This is a genomic window from Paenibacillus soyae (genome assembly GCF_024623455.1).
Classification (GTDB): Bacteria; Bacillota; Bacilli; order Paenibacillales; family Paenibacillaceae; genus Pristimantibacillus; species Pristimantibacillus soyae.
The window spans coordinates 141,176-165,421 of the sequence record NZ_JANIPJ010000007.1 but is presented as its reverse complement, the minus strand read 5'-3'; the positions used below and the strand labels follow the sequence as shown (position 1 = coordinate 165,421).

Here is a 24,246-nt window from a genome sequence, read left to right as displayed (position 1 = left end):
ATGAAATGACGACCAAATGGACCGATCGTATTTATACTTGGGGATTCGTTTCCGTGCTCGGCATCATGTCGATCTTGTTTTTCACCCTGCCCAAAGAGGCGTTCTCCGAGACGGAAAACCGCAGCCTTCAGGATGTGCCGAAGCTGACATGGGATCGACTCTGGTCGAAGGAGTTTGCGGACGAAGCCGAGCTGTTCGTCACTGACCACTTCCCGTACCGCACTGACTGGGTGCTGGCCAAGTCCTATATCGAGCAGTTAAGGCTGCAGCAAGAGAACAACGGGATCTATAATGGCAAAGAGGGTTACTTGCTCGAGAAGTTCGGTGAGCCGGATTTCGAGGAGATTGGCAGCTATGCGGACGCGATTGGACAATTCGCGGGTCATCATCCAGAAACGAATATCTCGTTCCTGCTGTCTCCGAATTCTGTCGGACTTTACCCGGAATTGCTGCCTTGGCTGGCGGCCGCCTACCCGCAAAGCGAAGTTAACGATTTTATCGGCGATAGACTACCGGAGGAGGTCCGCTTCTTGAACGGCTTCGACTTCCTAAGATCCGGTGGCGATAAACCTTTGTTCTACCGCACCGACCATCATTGGACAACATACGGCGCTTATCTTGCCTACCGTGCTTATGCGGAAAGCATGGGCTGGGAGCCCTTGTCCGAGGAGCAGTTCAACATCCGGACCGTCACGGACTCGTTCTTAGGCAGCTATCAGACAAAAGGCCAATTCGGCGGAACCCGGCCGGATTCCATCCAAATCTACGAGCCGAAGAATCTGGTCGCATCCGAAATGTATATCGCGGATACAGGCACAACAGTGAACAGCCTTTACGATGAGAGCTACCTCAGCAAAAAAGACAAATATTCGGTGTTCCAGGGCGGCGTACACGCACTGGTCACGATTAATAACAGCTTAACGCCAGGCACTGCCGACCTCGATAAGCTGCTGATCGTCAAAGACTCGTACGCCCACAGCTTCCTCCCCTTCCTCACCTCCCACGTCGAAGAAATCCATATGATCGACATCCGCTATTACAACGGCGGCATCGGCGACTATATGGAACAGAATGGCATCGACGACGTGCTGCTTCTCTTCAACACTTCCACATTCGTGGAAGAGAGAGGACTGCTAAAACTGAAATATTAACAATCGAAGCAATCAAAGCTGCCTTTCCGGGCGGCTTTTTTTATTATCGCATGAGCTTTTGATAACGCGGCCGAGAGTGATTGCCATTTAGTCTTTTTTGCGTGAGCATCATCCTCAAGTTCTACATCTTCTTCACACACGTTTAACACCTACTCACAATTTCTGCATCCTCTTCTGGTTCGTGTTGCCCCTTGTTACAGGATCTACATCCTCTCAAGCAGTCTAAGCTAACTATCCCATCGGCTCAGTTAACAGCTCTACACTAGTGTTTTTCTTTCACGCTTACAGCTTCTATTACTACTTTTGGTTCACTTTGGCTCCGGCGACGGATTTACTTCTCTTTTGGTGCGCTATACTGCTTCGCCCAGATTTATATCCTCTAAACATCTTAAGCTGACTATCCCATCAGCTCAGTTTTAAGAATGCTAGACCCCTGAATCTTTACGAGTTAAATCAAAAAGCAGCTCATCGACCAAGCACATTTAATTTATCATTCACCTTCACTTCCCCCCTCTAACAGCGCCTGATGTGCATTCACCAAGTCCGGTCTATCAAGACTAAGCGCACAATGCCCCGAATCACACCAGTTTGATCTACCTAGACGGAGTCCATATAGATCATTCCAAAAAGGATCCAGCTAACTTGCTATCTTTAACTGGTCATCATAGGGTGAAGTTGCCTGCATGGAAACAGCAGTTCCTTCCGTTGAGAGCGGCTCCAATGCGAATGATAACAAACGTTTGAATGCGTCTTCGGGTTTGCCTGTCTGGAAGTTGAGCCGAAAACATCCTTCGTCCAAGTAGTGTTGAGCATACTTCATACCAATTCCATGAAACGTATTATTTATCCATCGAAAGACGCCCGCCGCGATTTTTGTCAATGGATACCGTGCATCTGCATCTTCAAATGGAATATGGGTCCAAATTTTGTTCCCTTCCGGGCAGACCGAAGAAACGTACTCCGGCTTTCTATACGGCTGAAAACGAGGATTCATCTGCATCATCATTTGATTTGGCAGACAATGGTTCGATACAAATGAAAGCTCTTCAGAATCGGATAGCCTCGTTCGTGCTCCTCTTTGACGATGAATGCATTTAATTTTATAATAATCAGCCCCCAAGCTCTCTCTTTCGCAGGCAATAATGACAGATTGCTCTTTCTTCAATCTTGTGTCCGTTAATATATCTTGCTTTCTAAAAAGCTCGAGCTTGGCATCCACATGCCCGGAGAGCAGCCTATTCTGGTCAGCAAGAGAGATTGAAAAGCGAATAGCATGCAGCATTCTCCACGCCGTCTTATAGGTAACTTGAATCAGTTCGCTCAATTGAACGGCGTTTACGCTTTCCGCATGACAGGAAACCAGATAAATGGCCAGCAGCCACTTCCGGAGAGGAGTTCGACTCTTATGCATTATCGTACCGGAGGTTAACGAAACTTGGACGCCGCAGGATCTGCATTCATACAACGGAATCCGCCTCGTCGCTATGCGAATTGCAGACTTCCCCCCACATTTTGGGCAAAGAAATCCGCCATGCCACCTTGCGCCCTCAACCGTCTCGTTGCAGGAGTGTTCGTCAGGGTATGCTTCATAGAACCTCTCTACAGCTTCCATAATCATATGCCCCCTCCAAAATAAGAACATTTGTTCTCATTTAATCTTATCACTGTCTCTATTTTTTCGCAAGGGGTGTTGAAATTATCTTGCCTAACCACAAAATTCGATTCGATTCATCTTAATCCTGACAATATTTATCCAATTCTAAACAGTCACTTAATAGCCGCTAAAATAGAACTGAGCTGAGGGGAGAGTGAATCGTGAGGCAAAAAGTAGCGATAGCGACAAGCAGCACTCCTGCTCGAAGAGGAGAACATAGACTGAGCTGTGGGGAGAGTGAATCGTGGGGCTAAAAAAACAACTACTCAGCACTCTGCTCAAGTGGCCAGCACAGACTGAGCTGTGGGGAGAGTGAATCGTGGGGCAATAAAAAAGTGACTACGCAGCTCTGTTGCAAGAGGAGGACCAAACTGAGCTGTGGGGAGAGTGAAACATGCGGCAAAAAGCAGCGATAGAAATAAGCAGCACCCCAGCTGTATGAGGCGAACACGGACTGAGCCAAGGGGAGAGTGAATCATACGACAACTGCTATGAGGCGAACACGGACTGAGCCAAGGGGAGAGTGAACTGAAGCAAAAAAAAAGAATAGTAAATAAAGCAGCCGGAGCTAAAAGAGCTCCAGCTGCTCGGGTGGCTTCGGTGGGGTCGGGAGAGGAGCAAGCGGATCTCCGCCGTCCGGCTTCCGCTGCCCCAGCATCGTCATCAACGTCTTGGCGTTGCCGGCGGCATGGCCGCCCGAATTGTTGTTGAAGATGACGGCGATTTCCCGGCTCCGCTCCGCCAGTGACTCCAGCTTCGGCTTCCACTCCTGTAGCTCTTCGTCAGAGTACTGGTACAGATATCGCACCTCGCGCCAATTCGGCCCGCCGCCGTTATTCCAGTTTGCGGCGTTCCTTCCATGGAACCGGACGATCGTCGCGGATTCGTCCGTCACCTCCAGGACCTCCGGGATGCTGCCGATGCCCGCCTGCGGTTCATCGCAGACGCTGTGGATCCAGCCCTCCTCCCTCATGAAGGCGAGCGTCTTGTCCCTCATGCCCCCGTCGAACCAGCTTTGATGGCGGAATTCCAGGGCGCATGGGAAGCCTTCCATCCGGCGCTTCGTCTCCCTCAGCAACTTTACGTTCTGGCTCGTGCAATCGAACCAAGGCGGGTACTGGAACAGCGCCGCCGTTAGTCTGCCGCTTTCCAGAGCCGGCTCCAGCATGAGGCGGAATGCTTCCGCCATCGCGTCCGGATCGTTCGCCGCAGCCGCCGGTCCCCGCTGATGACCCGTCATACCTTGGTAAGCTTTGACGACAAATTTCAGGCTCGTAGGCGAGCCTTTTACCCACGCTGCGAACCGTTCCGGGGGTTGAATGGCGTAGAACGTGCTGTCGACTTCCACGACGGGGAAGTGGCTTCCGTATACGTTCAAGCGATCACTAGGCTTCGTTCCTGCCGGGTACAGCGAGTCGTGGTCGCCCCAACCCGCTAAACCAATGGATATCCCCATTGCATGACCTCCTTCCCCCTGGAAGATGATAGGACTTGGAAAGACAGGTGAACAAAACAATAAAACATCATACGTACCGGTACTCGGCGAATGTTGCGGCTTGTCCCTTGTATGTCCCATATTCGTCGACGAGATTCCATACGGTAGCGTCCACAATGGCAAAACGCCTTCCGGTGGTCGAGACGCGGATGCCCGTGTAATCGTCCACATACCCTCGCGCCGAGACACGCGCCATAAACCGCGCCCTCGCTTCCCGCTCCATCGGCTCCGCGGTCAACCTCGAGGGCGTCGTCGTGAACGTTGCCTCGTCCATCTCCCACAGCCGCATTGCCATGCGGTTGCCGTAATTAAGAATAGGATCGGCTTCCGTCCCGTGCGACAAAACGACGATCCGCGCTTCGTGAACGGCTTCCGCCAGAGATTGTCCCGGCCGCGGTTCGACGAGCGTCTTCCCCGTAAAACACGCGTAGCTTCCAAGCAGCAGCTTCGCGTGCTCTTCCTTCGTGCCGCTTCCCCGAACGGCTTCCGCTTGCTTCGATTCGTGCATGGTTATCCTTCCTCCGCAGCATTGATCTTCTTCCCATCATGCACGAAGCCTGCCTTCATTTCAAGCCGACTCTTCCTTCATATTCAGCGGGACCGTAATATTGACCGTCGTTCCGCCTCCGTAGATGCTCCCAATGACGACTCCATAATCCGTCCCGTAATGGAGCTTGATCCTCTCGTCCACGTTGCGGATGCCGTAGCCGATTCGGGTCTGGTCATTCGACCAGATTTGCCGCAGCGTCTCCCGCTTCATGCCGATGCCGTCGTCCACGATCCGGAAATCAAGCATGCCATTCCTCACATGGGCGCTCACCTTGATCTGGATTCGAAGCTGATAAAGCGCGTGCTCCAGCACGTTCTCGATGAATGGCTGCAAAATTAATTTGACGGTGTTATAGCCGTATACCTCTGCTCCGATATCGTAAAAGACCTCTAAGCGGCTTCCGTATTTGATTTTCTGAATCGCCATATACGCCTGCACTTGCTCGATCTCGAGCTGAGCCGGAATGATCATCTTGCCGTTGTTGAGCGTGAGCCGGTAAAACTTCGCCAGCCCCATCACCATCTGGTCCAGCTTCTCGATCTCGCCAAGCTTGCCCAGCCTGCTGATTGAGGACAACGTATTATAGAGAAAATGAGGATTGATCTGCGCCTGCAGCGCCTTCAGCTCCGCCCCCTTCTTCTCCATCTGGACGACGTACACCTCCTTGATCAGCGTATTGATGTAGCCGCCCATTTCGTTGAACGCCTCCGCGATCTGCAGAAATTCGTCGTTCCCGCTATATTGAATTCGCTTGTTGAACCTTCCTTCGCGGAAGGAATTCAGCGAATGAATAATCTTCGTAATGCGCACGGTCAGGAACCGCGCGACGATCAAGCTGATGACGGCCAGCATAATGAAGCTGCCGATACAGATAAGGATCGTCATCATCTTCACTTTGCCGATCTGCTTCTCCAGCTGTTCGTTCGGCACAAGGCCGACCAGCGTCCAGCCGACATTAGGCAGCTCCGCTTTGACGACCAGATTGCCTTCCTCCCATTCGGACTGAAACGGCTTCAAGCGGGGAAATGCATCCGTCATCGGCGAGGAGGCATGGATGACCTCATTCGCGTTGTCGAGCACGAGGACGGAGCTGCTATCGCCGAATTTTTCGTAATGCACGCCGTCCAGTAGCTGGTCGATTTTGGTCACGACGCGCATGACGCCGATCTGTTCGCGGAATTGCAAATCGTACATTTTGCGCAGAATGGATAGGTTGCCGACATTACGGTCTTCCTCGATCTGCGTCCAATAGAGACGCTCGTCGACTTCGTCCGCCCTCACTTCAGGAAGCTCTTTGTACCAATATTTATCCTCGATCCGGCTGAGGTGGAGAAGCTCGTACGTCTCCATCCGAGTAAGCGGATCCGTGCCTTCCGGTTGGAGCGCGTACATCTCCGGATACTGCTCGTTCGTAATATAGAGCCGGAGCAAGGCGCGGTGCGGCGTCAGATTGACGGCGTTCAGCAGCTTGGGCTCCACGCTCTTGATCGTCGCGTTGTAGATGGCCCAGCCGTTGTTTCTCAGCCGCAAATCCCTCTGAAGCGCATAGTCCCAATACAATTGATCGGTTGTGCGGCTAAGCAGCTGCAGCCGGTACATGACGTTTTCTTTGGTTTGCTGGAGCGTCCCCTCGATCGAGGAGGCCGCTTGCTCCCTGATGGATTGGACCGATGTCGTATAAGCGTAATAGCCGATAATCATTACGGGAATAAGCGCCATCAGCAGGTAAGAGGCCATTAGTTTATAGCCGAAAGGCAGCATCGGACGTTTCTTCACGGGCGGCGTCTCTCCTTCTCGTATGCCTTCTCGTTAAGTGTGCTTGCGGTATTCTCCGGGCGTCATTCCCGTATAATCCTTGAATTGCTTGCTGAAATAAGCGAGCGTGCTGCAGCCAACGCGATCGGCGACCTCGTATACTTTGATGGAGGGATCGCTCAGCAGGCGTTTGGCCAGCTCCATTCGCTTGCGCGTCGTGTAGTCGCTGAACAGCTCGCCGGTCTCTTCCTTGAACAGCTGGCCCAAATAATTGGGAGAGAAGGAGAAAGCCTGGGCCACTTCCTTCAGCGAAATGCTGCTGCCAAGCCGTTCGTCGATATACTGCTGGATTTGGCCGATCAGCTTGACGTTTTTGCGCTGCTTTTTATTATGGAGATGCTCCGAGATTTCGAACATTTTGCGCCGGAGCCAGGAGTGAATGTCGTCGATCGTCTCGAACTGGAATAGCCGATCCAACGAATGCCCTTCCTTGTGGGTGAGCGCGAATAAGCTCTCATTCAGGCCGATGAGGTACGTGTCCAGCCGGCTGACAACGTACAGCGAATAGTTTCGAACGGCAGACGGATTCTCGATGTTCTTCACCTGCTGGAACAGGTCCTCCATATGGTCCACGATTCCGACCAAATCGTAATCCGCCATCGCCCCGAGCAAAGAGTCGACGATCGCTTCGATATTCAAGGCGCTGGACTGCGCTTCCTCCCTGACTTCCGAAAACGCGAGAAGCTTTCCTTTCCCACGAAACATTTTGGTAGAGAGCGCCTTGCAAGCCTCTTCGTAGGACCGGTTCAAGTCGTCCAGGCTATCCGTGTCCCGTCCTAGCCCGATCGTCAGCGTCGCGCCATGCTTCTCGGCAAGCAAGTCCATGATGCGGCCCAGCGGCTCCGTTCCTCGCGACTCCTCCAAGACGATCGCCAACCGGCGGGGCGAAAGCTTGCAAAACATAGAAATGCCAGCATTCTGGCACCATTCGGTTATCGTATTGAACAGAGGAACCGACGATTCGTCCGAATGGTCGTAGCCTCCGTGCTCAACACTTCGCCAGTCGCGTTCCTCCAATTCGATCACCGCCACCCGAAGCTTGCCCGTATAAGCGCCCAATTGAAATTGCTCGATCAGCTTAATGACCGTATCGCGGTCCGATGTCCCTTCGAGACAGCGCTCGAGCAGCTCGTTCTTGAGGTACACCATCGATTGCTGGAACGACTGCTCCAGCTGCTGCTGGCCTCTCTCGTTATCCAGAGCGGTGCGCACCGTCTGGAGCGCCCCGACCAGTTCGTTGTCGTTCACCGGCTTCAAAATATAGCCGCTCGCCTGCATGGACAGGGCCTGCTTCGCGTATTGGAAATCCTCATAGCCGCTGACGAACAGCAGCTTTAGCCCCGGATGGATTTTCTGCGCCTTGCTCGCCAGCTCCAAGCCCGACATAATCGGCATCCGAATATCGGAGACGAGCAAGTCCGCTTCGTTCCGCTCCAAATATTCCAGCGCGGAGAAGCCGTCCGGGCAAGCGGCCACGACCTCCATACCCAGCTCCGCCCAAGGCACCAGCTTCTGGATTCCCAGGAGCTCCAGCTCTTCATCATCGACCAGCACGACTCTATACATGCCTTTCACCGCCTAAGTTGATATGTTGTGCAAGGGTCATTCCCCTGAAAAGCCCAAGAAGAGGATATACGTCGCCGTATATCCTCTCGCTATGGCCGAGCGGCAAATTATTGACCGCTCATCTTCGCTAGATTGTCTTGCCATGCTTTCGTTCTGAACTCAAGCACTCGATCGTATCCAAGAGCATTTGTCTGCTCTTTCGCTTCTTGAATCAGGCTGGCAACTTCCTCGTCGCTCTTCGCGAACAGCATCTTGCCGAAGTACTCCGTCGCGAGGTCGTTCACCTGCTGAAGAATGATTCCCTCATCCGTTTCCGGAGCCGGGTCGATATTGTTGAACTGCGTATTGTTATGCGACGTCTTCCACGATACGTTCAGCTGGGCAACAGCGCCCCAGTTGCGCTGCTCCTCCGGCAGGTTCGCTTCGATCTTGCCTTTGGTCGTATCGACGTAAGTCGCATTGCCTGCCCAAACGTAAGCTTCCAGCTTCTGCTTGTCCTTCTCCTCTTGCGGAGTGGAGAACCACTTGTCGTTCGGGATCGGCGCGCCATCGGCGTCCACTTCGTCCCAATACAAGCCTTGCGGACCGAAGAACATGATGCGTTGACCTTCTTCGCCCGTCATCCAGTCCAAGTAAGCGAAGATCGCTTCCGGATTTTCCGCGCTTGTCGTAATGACGTTAACGTTCCATCCCAGCGCGTTGTAGCCGTTCGGGTACACTTTGTTTTTGTCTACGCCCGGCTTGATCACCGGCCAGATGAATTCGTAGCCCGCCGTAGGATCGGCTGCTTTCAGCGCATTGTGGCCTTCGCGGCCGAGGTTCGTCGCGTTGCCGCCCACGAATACCGCCACGCGGCCGGTAGCCAGCTTTTCTTTGACCTGGTCTTCCTTCTGCGTAAGAGCATCCTGCGTAATAAGTCCTTCACGGAACAGCTTGCTTGCGAACGTCATCGTTTCTTTGTAAGCTGGGCTATCATAGATTGTAGCAAGTTTATCGCCTTGCGGGAATGCTTTCATGTAGCTGTATTGGCTCGGGTTGTCGTTGGCGAAGCCAGCGAACATGACTTCTACGCCTTGACCGCCGCGACCGACTTCGAGCGGCACCAGATCCGGCTTCTTCTCCTGCACGAGCTTCAGGTAAGCGTACAGATCGTCGAACGTCTCGAGCTTCGGCTTGCCGAGCTCCTCGTAAATCTTTTTGTTAATGAACCAGCCGTCGTTGCCCGTTGGAGCCGCCGTATACCAGTTCGGGAACTGATAGATTTTGCCGTCGGACGATCTGAGCATGTTCAGCGTTTCTTCGCCGGCCCATTTCTTCAGGTTCGGATACTTCTCGATATATTCGTCCAGCGCAACAAGCGCGCCGGCTTGGCGAAGACGCTCGACATCCGGTCCGCGGTCCATCATCATCGCGTCGGGCAGCTCTTTGGAAGCGATCATCGTGCTCAGCTTCTGAGCAGCCGCGCCCCCGGATTGGATCGGCTCAACCGTAATTTTCAGGTTGTCCTGCACCCACTTGCTGTTCGGGCTGGCGCCCCAAGGCTCCGTTGTCCACCAGTCGTAGTTGACATAGTAGGTGAACGTAACCGGAGATTCGCCGAATTTGAAGCCCTCGGCCGCCGTCTCCGTGCCGGCATTGCCGCCGGAGTTGCCGCCTGTGTTCGTTCCCCCGTTACTGCCTGTATTGCCGCCGTTATTGCTGCTCGAGCAGCCGCTGAGAGCGACGGCCCCGGCTAGAGCAAGCGTGAACACGCCGGATAATAGCTTTTTTGTCTTTTTCATTCCGTAGAAGCCTCCCCTATAGTCATTCAATATATATTCATCCCCGCCGCCTTGGCAAGAAGGGAGCGAATATCGGTTGTAACGATCCTGCTATTCCTTGAGCGAGCCGACCAGCACGCCTTTGACGAAAAATCGCTGAACGAACGGATACACCAGAATGATCGGGATCGTCGCCACCATCATCGTCGCCATGGTCAGCGACTTCGTCGTTACGCTCTGCATGCGGCTCATCGCATCCGCCGCGGCCGCATTCCCTTGCGTCGCCATTGACAGCTGCTCCGTCATTAAGTTCGAGTTCATGGCTTGCTGCAGCATCGTCTGGATCGGGAACAAGTTGTTGTCCGAGATATAGATGGTAGCGGTAAACCAGTCATTCCAATGGTAGACGGCCGTGAACAGCGACAAGGTCGCGATGACCGGGCCGGACAACGGAAGCACGATCCGGAAGAAGACGCCGAAGGTGCTGGCTCCGTCGATGCGAGCCGATTCCTCGAGGCCTGCAGGCAAGCCCTGGAAAAACGTGCGGAAGATGATCATGTTGTACACGCTGATGATCGTCGGAATGACGAGCACCCAGAACGTATCCATCAATCCGAGCTCCACGTTCACGAGGAAGGATGGGATAAGCCCGCCGCTGAAGTACATCGTGATGATCGCGAACACCATGTAGAACTTTTTGAATACGACGCCTTTGATGGACATGCCGTATGCGAACAGCGCCGTGAACAGGATGGACAGGAACGTCCCCGCGATCGTCCGCAGAACCGATATGCCGAACGCTTTGACAATCCGGTCGTCTTCCAGCACGATCTTGTAATTATCAAGCGTGAATTCCCTCGGCCAGAACGTGATGCCGCCCTTCGCCGTGTCGAGCCCGAGATTGAACGATATGACCGCCGAGTTCCAGAACGGGTATAAGGTTAAAAACCCTAGAATCGTCAGAAGAATATAAATGACTACGTGCAGCGTTCGGTCGCCTCTGCTAAGCTTCATAAGGTCTCACCGCTTTCCGAAAGGTTAATCGATTGTTCTACCATAAGCTCGTCCCCGCTCTTCTCGCGATATAGTTCGCCATCGTCAGCAGGCCCACGCTTATAATCGCCTTGAACAATCCGACCGCCGCCGCATACGAGTACCGTTTGTTAATGATGCCGGTCCTGTAAGAGTACGTATCGATGACGTCCGCCACATCCCGCAGCATCGCGCTGTTCCCGAGCAGGAGCAGATCGTCGAAGCCGGCGTTCAGCAGGCTGCCGATGTTCAGAATCAGGAAAATAATGACGACCGGCATAATGGATGGCAACGTAATTAGGAAAATTTGCTTGAACTTGCTTGCCCCGTCGATGGACGCCGCTTCGTACATGCTCTGATCGACGCCCGCGATGGCCGCGAGATAAACAATGGTGGCGAAGCCGACTTCCTTCCACACGTTCGTCGTGACGATAATGCCCCAGAAATATTCCGGCAGAGACAAGAAGTTGATTGGCTTCTCGATCAGGTTCAGCTTCTCGAGCAGGATGTTCACGCTTCCGTTGTCAACGGACAGCAGCGATACCACGAAGCCCGATACGATTACCCAGGACAAGAAGTGAGGCAGGTAGCTGATCGTCTGAATGACCCGCTTGAACATCATATTTTTCACTTCGTTCAGCATAAGCGCCAGCAGGATCGGGGCCGGGAAGCCGATACACAGCTTCAACAAGCTGATGACGACCGTGTTGCGCAGCACCCGGAAGAAGTCAGGCGAATTAAAAAACGCTTCGAAATGCTTGGTCCCTACCCATTCGCTGTCAAAGAAGCCTTTAAAGATGTTGTAGTCCTGGAAGGACATCAGAACGCCGTACATCGGCAAATAATTAAAAATGAGAATTAATGCTAAAGCTGGTAGAATCATGACTTGCACTTGCCATTGCATGATGAACCGTTTCCACAGCGGCTTCTCCTTATGGGAGATCCTGACGATGGTCGGCGCAGCAGCCGAAGTCTCCCTCTCCATACCGTAATTCCTCCCGCTCTCGTTTGTGATATTGCTATTGTAGAACGGGCCGGCAAGCGATTCTACTCACGGTTTCAACGATATGTATCGAAAATCAATGAGGTTGATCAACGCGCAAAATCGCACTTTTGGAACAAACAATGAAAGAAAAACGAGCACAAAAAAAAGGCGCCCCCACAAGGAAGCGGCTTAATTGTTAAGTATGTATAGGGCAGCTTAGGAAAGAGGGAAGTATGCCATTAATACCCTCCCGCGCCGCAGCTTGGCTGCCGCTGCTCGGCGGTCAGCTTTTTTTTGCTCCTGTATGGCAATTTCGTGAACCGGTCGGACACCGCGGACGCTACAATAGCCTCGGGCTTAACGCGCGCCGACATTCCCATCGCTTCGATGCGGCCAACCATGTCCGGCACGAACGGAGCAGTTGCGTTGCGCCTGCTATCGATTCCGGCATCAATATCGATATACATATGAAACTCTGCTCCCGTATACACATGGGGCATGATAATATCCTCGAGCTGCGCTCGCTTAGCGGCATCGAAGTACATGGCGATCTCTTGGCTAAACGACGTCTCCAGACTCAGCTTCTCCTGAATGGACTTGACTTCCCTTGGCAGGATGACCTGTCGGTAGCAGAACCAGGCGCCTCGTCCTTGCCTGACGATGACAATAGCCGTCACGAATTTGGTATGGCCTCCGTGCACCTGCGCGTCAGAGCCAATCACCAGCTGATACGAAGCGCATGGATCCGTCCGCATGAATTGCTGAATGCGCCGGAATACTTCATCCAGCTCCATATCCCGGTCGCTTATATTACGGAACACGTGCTCATGAAGCAGAGGAATCTGTCGTCTTTTCATAAGTCTCACCTATCCCTCTTTCATCCTATTCCTATACCCGTCCTGTCGTACCTGCTCTCGCCCACGCCATATTGAAAATGTACTTGCCGCGCTCCGGCAATAGACGTTAAACGCGCATTAAAATTGACATTGGCTCTTCCGCCATCATAAAATGAAAAGAAATGTTTAGAACCTGATACTAATATCAGATACCAACAACAGGCTAGTTACTCTCGGAGGTGCCGTATGAACGGATTAATGACTCATAAAACGGTTGTGGTGATGGGTGTCGCGAACGAAAGAAGCATAGCGTGGGGCATAGCGAAGGCGCTCCATCGCGAGGGTGCAAAGCTCATCTTCACCTATAGGAAGGAGCGCTCCTACCAGAAGCTGCAGCAGCTGCTGCAGGCGGAGGGAGTCGAGCCGCTGCTTTGCGTCTCGTGCGACGCGTCCGACGATGCGAGCATCGAAGCCGCGTTCGGAGAAATCGGCAAGCAGGCAGGCGTGATCCACGGGCTGGTCCATTCCATCGCTTTCGCCGACAAAGAAAATCTGAAGGGCGAATACGCGGATACGGACCGCGAAGGTTATTTGCTGGCCCAGCAATCGAGCGCTTATTCGCTGGTTGCCGTCGCGAGGGAAGCCCGCAAGCTTATGACGGAAGGCGGCAGCATCGTGACCCAGTCGTATATCGGCGCGGAACGGGTGGTCAAAAACTACAATGTCATGGGCGTCGCCAAAGCCGCATTGGAAGCGAGCGTCCGTTATCTCGCCGAGGACCTCGGCAAATACGGCATCCGCGTCAACACGATCTCGGCGGGACCGATCCGCACGCTGGCGGCCAAAGGCGTCTCGGGCTTCAACGACATCATGGCCACGATCGAGGAGAAAGCCCCTTTGCGGCGCAATATTGATCAGGACGAAGTCGGCGACGCCACGCTCTTCCTTCTCAGCCATCTATCAAGAGGCGTCACGGGCGAAGTGCTGCACGTCGATGCCGGCTATCACATCATGGGGATGTAACTTTCTGTAAAAAACATAAAAAGCCCCGACCTCCTCCCTTCGGAAAACGAAGGCGGATCGGGGCTGATTTTTTGCTGCTCGGCTGCTCTCTTACGCTTGCTTTCGATTCAGTACCGCCAAACCCTTCTTCTCGCTGCCAAACATCCGGTATAAGACGAATTCCCGCTGGGGGACCGACTTGTCTGCAAGCGCCGAGTTCAAGGCATGCACTAATTCAGGGGTATCGATCGTGATGCCCTTAACCGGCTTCGCCATATCGCTGCCCGCAAAAAGGATGGAGACGAGGGTAGGCATCGCGTGGACGTTCACGCCATGCTGCGCCACGAAAGCCGCCGCGAACGCATCCTGCGCGGACTGATGTTCGTTGTCGACCATCTCCATATAGCGGCGGACGAGCGGGAAGTAAGCATCGCTCAGCAAGCCCAGTCCGAAAACGGCATACGTTCCGGGCATGACGGCCTTAATGCCGCTTTCAACATCTCCGTACCAGGCAAATTCCTCCATCGCCAGCTCCGCATATTCCGATATCAGCGGGAACAACGCTTCATAACGCAGCGCGTTCGCAAAAAACTGATGCAGCTTGGATTTGGCCAGGCTTGCAATCGGAAGCCACCGCTTCTCCGCGCTCTTCAGCTTCATCTGATACGTCCGAGGGAACCCCTCCCGCAGAAGATTGCAAATATAATCAAGAGCTTCCCGGTACGCCCCTTCTTCCTCGGAATGAATACGTATGTCGATGGTCTGCATAATGTCATTGCATGTCCCAGACATCAGGCTTCCGTCATAACGGGCTGCAAACCGGCCGCTGCCCTTCGTCAAATAGCCGGAGGCTTGCTCGGAACCGAGCTGCACGGCAAGCTCTAGATAACGCTTGCGGGTTTCGGGCTCCTTCCTTCCGATATGCAATGCGGCATAAAGGAAAAAATCCATTTCACTCACATGAACGGCCGGACGTTTGTCAACGTTCAGCAGATTTCGAACGACATCGAAATCCCCGGCAGGCTCGCAGAATCGGTCCAGAAACCTCTCCTCGGCCCATTCTTTGAATGCGGACACGTATGTATACTGCCACTTTTCCCTACGTTTAGGGTTCGCGACCAGCTTTTCGTTCAAGCGTTGAATGAGCGGCTCGACAATGTCCGGATGCTGCTCCATGAAGTCCGGATTCATCAGATGCCTGGCAAAAAAGAACTCGTCCTTATCCGAGGGAAGAACCGGCAGCTCCTTCCACACCTTGGTTTCAATAAATTGATTCAACTGCTCCTTCAACTGATGCCGCTTTGATTCGTTATAAAGATATTCCCGGTGGAGCCGTTTCGAGGACCCATTCCGAACCTCCAGCACCAGCTGCAGCCTATACCCGAAAAAATGCTCCCCGTAATTTCCGGATAGGAAGATTTGTTCCATACGCGAACGCCATGCCGGGAAAAACTCGCTCAGCACGATGTCTTCGCTTAACTCATAAAAGTCAGGACCTGCCTCTATTTTATAGGAGTCGTCGCTAAAGGAAAGGGGCTCGTAAACGTCGAGGGCCATCTGATCCGGTACCGAGCGGGTATCGCTTTTCAGGAAGCTTACCTTTACGTAATCCATCATCCCCGGGTGCAGCCGGCTCAGCCCCTTTAAGCTGTCGATTCTCTCTTTTTCTTTCTTATATATCTCTATTAATAGATTCCAGAGCTCATTCAAAATCCTTTCGGCCGCCTCGTTCATCGTCTCCTCCTCCTATCTATTCTCTCGCCCAGCATACACTTGCTAGTATAATTTACAGTTGCAGTAAATTCCAGCATATACCTTGGCGGCAGCACGGAATTAGCGCTCTGGAACTACCAGCATTCGATACAAAGGATGTGCTTCTTACGGGGCGTCCAAGACCTTAGCCCCTTCATCGCATGCCGCATTAGGCACAATAAAAACGCCGCCGCAAAGGTTCTACCCTTTGCGGCGGCTTTAACGCTTTTATACGGTCGACTCTTGGAAAGCCCGGTTGTAACATCTGCGGCAGACCGGCTTGTAATCCTCGTTGCCGCCGATCTGGATCTGCTCGCCCGAGTTGACGGGCTGCCCGTCACGGAAGCGGATGACCATCGTCGCCTTGCGGTCGCAATACCAGCAGATCGTCTTGATCTCTTCGATCTTATCCGCTTGAACAAGCAGATTGTAGCTTCCCTCGAAGAGCTGGTTCTGGAAATCGTTCTTCAGTCCGAACGCCATAACCGGTATGTTCAGTTCGTCCACGACGCGGGTCAGCTCCAATATATGATGACGCTTCAGGAACTGCGCCTCGTCGATCAATACGCAGTAGATCCGGCCGGAAGCGGCCACCTGCTCCTTCACGTTCTCGAACAGGTTCGTCTCCTCGTTAACCGGGATCGCCTCCCGCTCGAAGCCGACGCGGGATCCGACCCGGTCCGCGCCGCCTCTGGCGCTGACCGCCGGGGAATAGATGAGCACCGCCTTGCCTTGCTCTTCGTAATTATGCGCGACCTTAATGATTTCGAAAGACTTGCCGCTGTTCATGGTGCCGTATTTGTAGTAAAGCTGTGCCAACAGGTATCTCCTCCACAACATTCAGTGGATTCATTATACCGTTTCTGCCCGTCTCTTGTCTTCACCGTCTTGGACGTGAGCCGCATCGGTCTTCTTGCCCGACAGGAACCAGCCCGCTGCCGCGATACCGACAAGCACGGCGTAGAACGTCAGCTTCCAGCCCGTCGACTCCGCAAAATCATGCGGGATGACATGCAGCGAAGGATGCGCCAGCGTATGAACCGCCAGCTTGACGCCGACCCAGCCGACGATGCAGAACGCGGCGATCTCGAGACCCGGCCTGCTCTCCAGCAGCTTCACGAACAACGTGGCGGCGAAACGCATAATGATCAGTCCGATGAGTCCGCCCAAGAAGATGACGATAAAATGACCGCCGTCCATGCCGCCGATGTTCGGCAGGCTCGTCGTCGGCAGCGCCACCGCGAGCGCCACCGCCGCCAGAATCGAGTCAATCGCGAACGCGATGTCCGCCACCTCGACCTTGAACACCGTCATCCAAAAACCGCTTTTCTTCGGCTCCTTGCCCGCCTTCTTGTCGGCCGATTCCTCGCCCTTCTTGACGATGACCTTGCGGAAAATATGGTTAAGCGCGATAAACAGGAGGTACAAAGCGCCGATCGCCTGCACTTGCCATACGTCCACCAAGAACGAGATGATGAAGAGCGACGCGAACCGGAAGACGAACGCTCCCGCGAGGCCGTAGAACAAAGCCTGTTTCCTTTCCTTCTCCGGCAGATGCTTCACCATAATCGCGAGCACCAGCGCGTTGTCGGCCGCCAGCAAACCCTCCAGGGCTACCAGCACGAGCAATACCCAGCCATACTCAAGCAGCAATCCAAAATCCATTTCCCATTCCCCCTCAATTGATTCCTTCCACTCTCGCCGTCACCAAGCACGCAAAAAAGACCTTTGCCTGATGTATGTAACACCAGACAAAGGTCTCGCAAACAACGTAAGCACGTTGCCAACAAGGCCGGAGAATGTCATTCTCGTAATGACGACCTTATTGTGCCAGCTACTCCCCTTTGGAGCATACCCGCGTATTTGGTTTTGCGTTGTACAAAAGAGTGATACGGCGCATCGGTTCGAATGGTTCCACTTTTTTTTCGCGTCTCGAAAAGTTTTTTTCGCGGCAATCGCGGGGCGCCCGAAACGAATTGTGCTATGATGGAAAAACGGCATCACTATGCCGTAGCATAACCGGAAAGGGGCCCGAAAAACCATGCCGCTGCGCGAGCTTCAAGAACCCGAACTCATCCAAATAAGCGAAGCCGACATCGGGAGGGCTGCCGTACTCTTCTCCACTCCCATGTGCGGAACCTGCAAAGTCGCGGAGCGCATGCTGGAGGTCGCGGAGGCCGCCGGCGTCGATTATCCGCTCAGCAAGATCAACATCAACTTCGCCCCGCGCCTGCGGGAGAGGTGGCGGATCGCCAGCGTTCCGTGCCTCGTCGTGCTGAAGAACGGACAGCTGGTCCGGCAGGAATACGCGATGCGTTCCGTCGATTATTTGTACAGCCTGCTCAAGGACTAGTCCTCTCTCGCGGTATCGATCGGCTGCAGGCGCGCCTCGATCTCCATGCGGTGCGGCTCGAGGAACGGAGGCAGCGCAAGCGATTCGCCCAAATGCGCCAGCTCCTCGTCCGAATCGAAGCCCGGTCCGTCCGTCGCCAGCTCGAACAGAATGCCGTTCGGCTCGCGGAAATAAAGCGAGCGGAAATAGTAGCGGTCGACGAAGCCGGAATTCGGCACCTGGCTGCCGCTTATATGCGCGATCCATTCGCGGAGCTCCTCGTCGTCCTCGACCCGGAACGCGACGTGATGGACGCCGCCGCGCCCCTGCCTCTCCCGCGGCATATCGTGCCGCTCCTCGAGAATAACCTCCGCGCCCGTGCCGCCTTCGCCCGTCTCGTACACGATAACGTCCGGCTGTCCGTCCAGAATGGAAGGGAACCGTCCTTTCTCGCGGAAGCCCAGCAAGCCGGTCAGAATGCGCGCCGTCGGCATCGGATCGTCTACGGTCAGCTGCACCGGACCGAGGCCCAGAATCGCATGCTCCGCAGGCACCGGACTCCTGTCCCACGGCTTGCCTCCCGCTACGCCGCTGTTCCCCTCGTCGGACACCAGAACGAACCGCTGTCCTTCTCCGTCCCGGAACGCGAGCGTCTCGCGGCCCGCGCGCAGCACGATATCATCGTGATCGACCTCAAGCTCGGCGAACCGATTCTTCCAATAAATGAGCGAAGCGCGGTTCGGCACCCTAAGCGACAAGCAGGAGATGCTGCTGACGCCTTCGCGGTTTCTCCCCGCCATCGGAATTTCGAAGAAGGTCAGCTCCGTGCCCGGACTGCCGTATTCATCCCCATAGAACAAGTGATACATGGAAGGGTCGTCTTGGTTTACCGTTTTTTTGACTAGTCTTAACCCAAGCACCTTCGAATAAAATGCATAATTGTCAGGCCCGTTCGCCGTGATGGCGGATACGTGGTGAATGCCTTTGAGCTGCATGGCCGCGCCTCCTCTATGTGAAATAACTTAGACCTGCGTCTCGTTGCATTCCGCATGCCCGTCTTATACTATAGCTGTACAGGCTATCATACCCAGTTTATATCCTTGCAAGGAGATTATACATGCCGCCATTCGAACCGAACCTCCGCCCCGGGCTTGCTTCGCCCCCGCTTCCGCCTCAGAAGGGTACGCCAGGCAGAAGCAGGAGGCTGCGCAACGGGCTGCTCGTCTTGTTCTTATTCCTCGTCGCCGCTTCCCTGCTCGTATACCGGTATGAACATATCGCGCGTTCCATCCCGTTTGTGGAGCAAGAAGCGCCGCCCATCGTCGCCCTCCACCCGGTCGTGGAGGCCAAGTCGAAGGAGCTGGTCGCGGAAGCCGAACGAATCGGCATCTCGGTGCTCGTGACGGACGGCTTCCGCAGCCACGAAGAGCAGAATGCGTTATACGCCAAAGGAAGAACGACGACTGGCCCCATCGTCACTCACGTGCGCGGCGGCGCCTCCTACCACAATTACGGACTCGCCGTCGATTTCGCCCTGCTCACGCCGAAAGGCAAAGCGATCTGGGATCTCGAATACGACGGCAACGATAACGGGAAAGCCGACTGGCACGAGGTCGTCGCCATCGCCAAGCGTCTCGGCTTCAGCTGGGGCGGGGACTGGGACGGCTTCAAAGACTATCCGCATCTGCAGATGGATTTCGGCTATTCGATCCGCCAGCTGATGCGGGGACATTATCCGCACCCGCCGGACGCTGCGGAAGCCGCAGACGGTTGAACGCGAAGAGGCTATCGCCCGCTCTTTTGCTAAGAGCAAGCGATAGCCTTTTCGTTACAGCCCGGCGATAATTTCGTAGGATCGCAGTCGCGCCTGATGATCGTAAATATGAGCCGCCACCATGATCTCGTCAGCGCCCGTTGCTTCGATGTAGGCTTCGAGCTTCGCCTTGACCGTCTCGGGACCGCCCGCGATGGAGGAGCCGAGCTGCTGCTGCAGCGCGTATTTCTCCTGCTCGGTCCATATACCGTCCATATCGCGCACCGGCGGCGGCAGCGGACCCGGACGGTTCCGGATGAAGCTGAGGAACAGCTGCTGCATCGAAGTGGCGAGATAAGCCGCTTCTTCGTCCGTATCCGCGGCCACGACGTTCACGGCCACCATGCCGTACGGCTTGTCGAGCACGCCCGGCTGGAAGTTGTTCCGGTACAGCCGCATCGCCGGCACCGTATAGGTCGGCGAGAAATGGCCCGCGAACGCGAACGGCAAGCCGAGCTGCGCGGCCAGCATCGCGCTGAAATCGCTAGAGCCGAGCAGCCAGATCGGCACCTGGGCGCCTTCGCCCGGGATCGCCCGGACCGCCATCGCGACTTCGGCGCTCGACGGATCCATGTAGGCGCGGAGCTGCTCCAGCTGCTCCGGGAAGTTGCCGCCGTTCGAGCCCCGGACGCCGCGAAGCGCCGAAGCCGTCAGCTGATCCGTGCCCGGCGCGCGGCCAAGCCCGAGATCGATACGGCCCGGGAACAGCGCGTCGAGCGTGCCGAATTGCTCCGCGATGACGAGCGGCGCGTGATTCGGCAGCATGATGCCGCCCGCGCCGACTCGTATAGTGGACGTGCCGGCCGCGACATGGCCGATGACGACCGAGGTCGCCGAGCTGGCGATGCTCGGGGAATTATGATGCTCCGCCAGCCAGTAGCGGTTATATTGCAGCCTCTCGGCGTGCCTTGCCAAATCCAGCGTGTTCCGCAGCGATTCCGCTACCGTCCCGCCTTGGATGATCGGGGATACGTCCAGCACGGACAGCGGGATGCCGAACGACGGACCTGCCTTCCCGGAGGATGGCCCTTGCGTCTGAACGAGCTCCTCTTGATGCCCGCTATTCTCTTGTTGCTTGCTTTGCTCCTCTTCCTGCGACACCTTCTCGCCCTCCCTCACGAAATACTGTAATCATTTTTCATACAGTAATACTGTAATCTTATTTCATACAGTTCCCGAAGTCAAACGAGACGATGCAAGTCTTTCAAAACTTATTTCGGCGCTAGCGCGATATACAGGTCGATTTCGTTGTCCGGCTGATCCGGCTTGTAGCGGCTGCCCCATATTTCGAAGTCGTAGCCGCAAGGACGGCGGTCATTCTCTCCCATCCATCGCCCATACAGCAAGTCGTAAGTCCGGCCCAGCTCCGACTCCGGCCCGCGATGCGTGTAGGACACGTATTCCTTCTCCTCGAATTCACGTTTGGCGAGGCCGTCCGGCGCGCCCGCAGCGGAGCCGTGCTCCACCTTGTAGCCGATCAGTTGGGTGAACGGGTCGACATGCGGGTTGAAGTTCATTTTCTGAGGATAGATCTGCACCAGGTAGACGTCCTCGGACAGCCTTCCTTCGATTTCGTCCCGGCGGGCCATGACCTCTTCGAATGCTTTGCGGCCCAGCTCCTGCTCGTTGATCTCCTTCAGATTCGCCTCGAAGGACACGCCGACGACGGCAAACGGCGGAAGCTTGACGGCTGCAGGGACGGCAGGCGTCGGTTCGAAAGCAGCCCCGTTCTCCAGCGCTTCGGCGATCGCCCGCATCGTCCTCTGATGATGCTGCTCCTCGTTCAGCAGAAATTCCAGCATCTCCGCCATCGTCGACATATTCAGAAACGGCTCGGCGAGCGGGTAGTCCAGATGGGAGGGCAGCTCGAGCGTAATCTGCTCCTTCTGATCCCTAAGCTGCCTGACGATTTCCTTCAGAGACGGCGGGGCGCTCCGCCAGTCGCGCGGACTCGTACCATTCGGGAACATGGAATGATAGACCGTTGGAATGCGCCAGCTGCCTCCAAGCTTCGGGAATATCCCGTGATCCCACGCGGCCAGGAGATGGCCGAGATTCCAGCGGATGCTGTTGCTATAGCCTTCGGGAATCAGATCCAGCTTGTCCGCGGGCACGCTCTCGGCGAAGCTAATCGTCTCCTCCCTCAATTGGCGGAAGTCCTTCACCGATTGCGGCAGCGCGCGGTGCTCCTCGTATATTTTCATAAGCTCGCTTACCGGAACTCCGTTAATGCGCATCGTGTCCACCTTGCAGTCCCGGAAGTCGGCATCGCTCAGATCGCACTCCTCGAAGACCGCCTTGCTGAGATCGCTCGTCCGGAACGTAACCGGCTCCACGTTCACCCAGCCGTCCGTCCCCGCTTCCTCCTCGAACCGGCTCTCCGCCGCATCCGGCCGCCGTATGTTCTCGAACACCGTGCCGCCCAGCTGCGTTTCGTTAATATGAACGTTCGAGAAATAAATGTGGTTCCACTTCGAGCCGACGAAATTCACATGAACGAGCGACGTGTCCCTGGCGTCTACGCCATGCAGCTCCGCCCCCCGAATCGAAACCATATGAAGCTTCTCTCCCCGCAGGTCCGTCAGCTCGAACCCGCCTTTCTCGTCGAATACTTTCTTGTCCGTCAACGCCATTCTCCGTCTCCTCCTCTAATTAATCCATGTCTCGGAATAATATTCTTTCATGAAATGGAACAGCGCCTCGAGCTGTTCGACGCCTTTGGTTTCCGCCGCGTGAGCATTGCGAATCAGCTTTACCGCCCGATCCGCCGTCTCGGGATCCTTCGGCGTTCCTCCCTGCGGGAACGGGAACATCTCCCGAAGCTCGCTGAGGCAAGCCGCAACCTCCTCGTAATGCTTGGCCGCTTCCTCCGCCCGGTAACGAACCGTCCGTTCCACCACGTTGCCGCCGTCCCAGCGGAAAGCCAGCTCGCTTAGGAACCGCGCGGCGAATTCCCTGGCGTCCGCGAATACGGCGACGTTGAACGCGTTGCCCGTCTCGTCCGCGCGCCGCGCCTCCATGACCCCGGCCCACGCCTCGTAGCCCGCCAGCCCTTGGACGAACTTCCCTTCGAAGACATGCATCCATTCCTTGCCTCGGGCATGATCGACGATCGTGGATAGCGCCATGCGGAGCATCTCGTATTTCGAATGGGGCAGGCTTTCGCCGATGGTCGTCACGAACAGCAGGTCGATCTTCGGATCGGCGAATTTCGAATACGGGAACGTTCCGTCCTTCGAGACGTCTTTGCCGTGGAACAATTGCTTCTCGTCGTCATAACCGTAGATGAGTCCGAATTCGGGTATAAATAGATCGAAGGCGATCGCCGGGATGCCCCGGTCAATGGAGTCGTGCACGAGCGCCATCACCTTGTCCAGCTTCTCCGGCGGGATTGGGGACATCGGGTCCGCCAGATTGCTCGTAAAGCCCAGGTTGCAGAGATTGCGACGTAGAATATAACCGCCGGGAAACATCGTCGGAGCCGCGATATGCATGATTTCGGGATCGACGTTCATGCGGAACGCATGGCCCGTGAAGCCCATCACGTCGACCAGCGACAGATGCTTTTTGTCCGTGTACGAGACGGCGCCGTGTACGGCCCAGGCCGCGGACGTCCAGGTTTTGCTCCAATCCTTTTCGGGTGCAAATGCCATGTTAGAAGCCTCCATTTCGATAGTTAAGGGGGCGGGGCGAGAATCTTCTTGCGCGGCAGCCCGAGGGCCGCTCTTCGTTCCACATACAAGCCGATCGATATGCGGAGTCGCTCCTTCTGCAGCTTGGCGCGGGAACGGGATAACGAATTATAGACGCCCGCGGTCGTCGTGCCGAACAAGGAAGCGATCTCCTGAGGCGGCAGCTCGCCGAAGAACCGGGCTTCGAAGATGTCCCGCTCCTTCTTGCTCAGGCAGCGGATCAGCATATGGATGCCCTGCAGCGTCTCCTTGCGGATCAGGCATTGCTCCGGATTGACGCTGTTCCTCGAAGCCTCCTGCGCCTGGCCCGCCAGATGGAACAGGATGCTGTCGATATCGAACCAATCCACGCTTTGCGGGTCCGCGGCTCCGCCGCCTTGCTCCTGCGCGGCCGGCTTGAAGCTTTCGAACGGACGCTCGTTGCCGTACGGTCCGCCTCTCCTCAGCTTCATGTAGGCCTGATTGCGCACGATCCGCTGCAGCCAAGCCGCGAAGCGTCCGTTATCCGTCAGCGTGCCGAGATGAAGGAACGCCCGGATCAAAGCTTCCTGCACGATATCCTCCGCCAGATAAGCGTCCTTGGTCATCGCGCCGGCCAGTCCGAGCGCCTTGGCCCGGTGCATGCGCACGAGCTCGCCGAACGCCTCGTGATCGCCGGCACGGGCGCGCTCCACCCATTCCCGCTCCCGATCGGCGGCCCCTTCATTCCCGCGCAGCAGCGGCGCTGCCGTCTCGGCAACGATCTCCATGTTCATCCCCCCTAATCCATTGATGCCGGCAGCCGGCCAAATCTATCGCGATTCGAAAAAGT

The 24,246-nt window shown here is 55.4% G+C and carries 21 protein-coding genes; 4 read left to right on the top strand and 17 right to left on the bottom strand.

Going from position 1 to position 24,246, the window contains the following annotated elements:
* Nucleotides 1-5: 5 nt before the first annotated feature.
* Complete coding sequence (locus NQZ67_RS11945) at nt 6-1,151, top strand: DHHW family protein (protein WP_257445715.1); 1,146 nt, start codon at nt 6-8, stop codon at nt 1,149-1,151.
* A gap of 637 nt (nt 1,152-1,788) precedes the next feature.
* Here the strand turns inward: NQZ67_RS11945 and NQZ67_RS11940 are convergent.
* The 9 genes from NQZ67_RS11940 to NQZ67_RS11900 all read right to left on the bottom strand — a co-directional run bounded on the left by NQZ67_RS11940 (nt 1,789) and on the right by NQZ67_RS11900 (nt 12,865).
* A complete protein-coding gene (locus NQZ67_RS11940; RefSeq protein WP_257445713.1) occupies nt 1,789-2,763 on the bottom strand; it encodes a transposase in 975 nt (324 codons plus the stop codon).
* 610 nt (nt 2,764-3,373) lie between these two features.
* A complete protein-coding gene (locus NQZ67_RS11935) occupies nt 3,374-4,261 on the bottom strand; it encodes a DUF72 domain-containing protein (RefSeq protein WP_257445711.1) in 888 nt (295 codons plus the stop codon).
* Nucleotides 4,262-4,328: 67 nt separating this feature from the next.
* Nucleotides 4,329-4,808, bottom strand: coding sequence for an MEKHLA domain-containing protein (locus NQZ67_RS11930; RefSeq protein ID WP_257445709.1), 480 nt, complete (start codon nt 4,806-4,808; stop codon nt 4,329-4,331).
* Nucleotides 4,809-4,868: 60 nt separating this feature from the next.
* On the bottom strand, nt 4,869-6,626 hold the full coding sequence (locus NQZ67_RS30620) for a sensor histidine kinase (RefSeq protein WP_257445707.1): 1,758 nt from the start codon (nt 6,624-6,626) through the stop codon (nt 4,869-4,871).
* Between the two features lie 33 nt (nt 6,627-6,659).
* Nucleotides 6,660-8,231 carry a response regulator gene (locus NQZ67_RS11920; protein ID WP_257445706.1) on the bottom strand — a complete coding sequence of 524 codons (1,572 nt, stop codon included), beginning with the start codon at nt 8,229-8,231 and terminating at the stop codon, nt 6,660-6,662.
* Nucleotides 8,232-8,338: 107 nt separating this feature from the next.
* The gene (locus NQZ67_RS11915; RefSeq protein WP_257445704.1) at nt 8,339-10,012 is read right to left on the bottom strand and encodes an extracellular solute-binding protein; all 1,674 of its coding nucleotides are present in this window, start codon (nt 10,010-10,012) and stop codon (nt 8,339-8,341) included.
* Nucleotides 10,013-10,102: 90 nt separating this feature from the next.
* Entirely contained in the window at nt 10,103-11,005 is a 903-nt protein-coding gene (locus NQZ67_RS11910; protein ID WP_257445703.1) for a carbohydrate ABC transporter permease, read from the bottom strand.
* 37 nt (nt 11,006-11,042) lie between these two features.
* Complete coding sequence (locus NQZ67_RS11905) at nt 11,043-11,927, bottom strand: ABC transporter permease (protein WP_257445930.1); 885 nt, start codon at nt 11,925-11,927, stop codon at nt 11,043-11,045.
* A 320-nt stretch (nt 11,928-12,247) separates the two neighbouring features.
* On the bottom strand, nt 12,248-12,865 hold the full coding sequence (locus NQZ67_RS11900; protein ID WP_257445701.1) for a ribonuclease H-like YkuK family protein: 618 nt from the start codon (nt 12,863-12,865) through the stop codon (nt 12,248-12,250).
* 225 nt (nt 12,866-13,090) lie between these two features.
* Between NQZ67_RS11900 and fabI the strand changes: the two genes are divergently transcribed.
* A complete protein-coding gene (gene fabI, locus NQZ67_RS11895) occupies nt 13,091-13,867 on the top strand; it encodes an enoyl-ACP reductase FabI (protein WP_257445700.1) in 777 nt (258 codons plus the stop codon).
* 90 nt (nt 13,868-13,957) lie between these two features.
* Here fabI and NQZ67_RS11890 read toward each other — a convergent pair whose 3' ends face one another.
* From NQZ67_RS11890 to NQZ67_RS11880, 3 genes are all read right to left on the bottom strand, one after another.
* Complete coding sequence (locus NQZ67_RS11890; protein ID WP_257445698.1) at nt 13,958-15,580, bottom strand: DUF6138 family protein; 1,623 nt, start codon at nt 15,578-15,580, stop codon at nt 13,958-13,960.
* Nucleotides 15,581-15,826: 246 nt separating this feature from the next.
* Nucleotides 15,827-16,417, bottom strand: a complete 591-nt coding sequence (locus NQZ67_RS11885) for a thymidine kinase (RefSeq protein WP_257445696.1) — start codon at nt 16,415-16,417, stop codon at nt 15,827-15,829.
* A gap of 33 nt (nt 16,418-16,450) precedes the next feature.
* The gene (locus NQZ67_RS11880) at nt 16,451-17,263 is read right to left on the bottom strand and encodes a TerC family protein (RefSeq protein WP_257445695.1); all 813 of its coding nucleotides are present in this window, start codon (nt 17,261-17,263) and stop codon (nt 16,451-16,453) included.
* A gap of 376 nt (nt 17,264-17,639) precedes the next feature.
* On the opposite strand from NQZ67_RS11880, the gene NQZ67_RS11875 reads away from it, so the two are divergent.
* Nucleotides 17,640-17,951: a thioredoxin family protein gene (locus NQZ67_RS11875; protein WP_257445693.1), complete on the top strand. Its 312-nt coding sequence runs from the start codon at nt 17,640-17,642 to the stop codon at nt 17,949-17,951.
* Here the strand turns inward: NQZ67_RS11875 and NQZ67_RS11870 are convergent.
* A complete protein-coding gene (locus NQZ67_RS11870; RefSeq protein ID WP_257445691.1) occupies nt 17,948-18,925 on the bottom strand; it encodes a ring-cleaving dioxygenase in 978 nt (325 codons plus the stop codon). The two genes, NQZ67_RS11875 and NQZ67_RS11870, sit on opposite strands and share 4 nt — an antisense overlap.
* A 122-nt stretch (nt 18,926-19,047) precedes the next feature.
* Here NQZ67_RS11870 and NQZ67_RS11865 point away from each other — a divergent pair, with 122 nt between their 5' ends.
* On the top strand, nt 19,048-19,704 hold the full coding sequence (locus NQZ67_RS11865) for a M15 family metallopeptidase (RefSeq protein WP_257445689.1): 657 nt from the start codon (nt 19,048-19,050) through the stop codon (nt 19,702-19,704).
* 54 nt (nt 19,705-19,758) lie between these two features.
* Here NQZ67_RS11865 and NQZ67_RS11860 read toward each other — a convergent pair whose 3' ends face one another.
* From NQZ67_RS11860 to NQZ67_RS11845, 4 genes are all read right to left on the bottom strand, one after another.
* On the bottom strand, nt 19,759-20,736 hold the full coding sequence (locus NQZ67_RS11860) for an LLM class flavin-dependent oxidoreductase (RefSeq protein WP_257445927.1): 978 nt from the start codon (nt 20,734-20,736) through the stop codon (nt 19,759-19,761).
* Between the two features lie 218 nt (nt 20,737-20,954).
* Nucleotides 20,955-22,376 carry a DinB family protein gene (locus NQZ67_RS11855; protein WP_257445687.1) on the bottom strand — a complete coding sequence of 474 codons (1,422 nt, stop codon included), beginning with the start codon at nt 22,374-22,376 and terminating at the stop codon, nt 20,955-20,957.
* Nucleotides 22,377-22,391: 15 nt separating this feature from the next.
* Nucleotides 22,392-23,396: a hypothetical protein gene (locus tag NQZ67_RS11850; protein ID WP_257445685.1), complete on the bottom strand. Its 1,005-nt coding sequence runs from the start codon at nt 23,394-23,396 to the stop codon at nt 22,392-22,394.
* 23 nt (nt 23,397-23,419) lie between these two features.
* A complete protein-coding gene (locus NQZ67_RS11845) occupies nt 23,420-24,184 on the bottom strand; it encodes an RNA polymerase sigma factor (RefSeq protein WP_257445683.1) in 765 nt (254 codons plus the stop codon).
* Between the last annotated feature and the right edge of the window lie 62 nt (nt 24,185-24,246).

Excerpts from the sequence above, each read along its gene's own strand:
- NQZ67_RS11880 (WP_257445695.1), bottom strand. The coding sequence starts at position 17,263 with ATGGATTTTGGATTGCTGCTTGAGTATGGCTGGGTATTGCTCGTGCTG.
- NQZ67_RS11845 (WP_257445683.1), bottom strand. The coding sequence starts at position 24,184 with ATGGAGATCGTTGCCGAGACGGCAGCGCCGCTGCTGCGCGGGAATGAA.
- NQZ67_RS11900 (WP_257445701.1), bottom strand. The coding sequence starts at position 12,865 with ATGAAAAGACGACAGATTCCTCTGCTTCATGAGCACGTGTTCCGTAAT.
- NQZ67_RS11875 (WP_257445693.1), top strand. The coding sequence starts at position 17,640 with ATGCCGCTGCGCGAGCTTCAAGAACCCGAACTCATCCAAATAAGCGAA.
- NQZ67_RS11945 (WP_257445715.1), top strand. The coding sequence starts at position 6 with ATGACGACCAAATGGACCGATCGTATTTATACTTGGGGATTCGTTTCC.
- fabI (WP_257445700.1), top strand. The coding sequence starts at position 13,091 with ATGAACGGATTAATGACTCATAAAACGGTTGTGGTGATGGGTGTCGCG.
- NQZ67_RS11850 (WP_257445685.1), bottom strand. The coding sequence starts at position 23,396 with ATGGCATTTGCACCCGAAAAGGATTGGAGCAAAACCTGGACGTCCGCG.
- NQZ67_RS11865 (WP_257445689.1), top strand. The coding sequence starts at position 19,048 with ATGCCGCCATTCGAACCGAACCTCCGCCCCGGGCTTGCTTCGCCCCCG.
- NQZ67_RS11910 (WP_257445703.1), bottom strand. The coding sequence starts at position 11,005 with ATGAAGCTTAGCAGAGGCGACCGAACGCTGCACGTAGTCATTTATATT.
- NQZ67_RS11915 (WP_257445704.1), bottom strand. The coding sequence starts at position 10,012 with ATGAAAAAGACAAAAAAGCTATTATCCGGCGTGTTCACGCTTGCTCTA.
- NQZ67_RS11855 (WP_257445687.1), bottom strand. The coding sequence starts at position 22,376 with ATGGCGTTGACGGACAAGAAAGTATTCGACGAGAAAGGCGGGTTCGAG.
- NQZ67_RS11940 (WP_257445713.1), bottom strand. The coding sequence starts at position 2,763 with ATGGAAGCTGTAGAGAGGTTCTATGAAGCATACCCTGACGAACACTCC.
- NQZ67_RS11870 (WP_257445691.1), bottom strand. The coding sequence starts at position 18,925 with ATGCAGCTCAAAGGCATTCACCACGTATCCGCCATCACGGCGAACGGG.
- NQZ67_RS11920 (WP_257445706.1), bottom strand. The coding sequence starts at position 8,231 with ATGTATAGAGTCGTGCTGGTCGATGATGAAGAGCTGGAGCTCCTGGGA.
- NQZ67_RS11930 (WP_257445709.1), bottom strand. The coding sequence starts at position 4,808 with ATGCACGAATCGAAGCAAGCGGAAGCCGTTCGGGGAAGCGGCACGAAG.
- NQZ67_RS11935 (WP_257445711.1), bottom strand. The coding sequence starts at position 4,261 with ATGGGGATATCCATTGGTTTAGCGGGTTGGGGCGACCACGACTCGCTG.
- NQZ67_RS11890 (WP_257445698.1), bottom strand. The coding sequence starts at position 15,580 with ATGAACGAGGCGGCCGAAAGGATTTTGAATGAGCTCTGGAATCTATTA.
- NQZ67_RS11905 (WP_257445930.1), bottom strand. The coding sequence starts at position 11,927 with ATGCAATGGCAAGTGCAAGTCATGATTCTACCAGCTTTAGCATTAATT.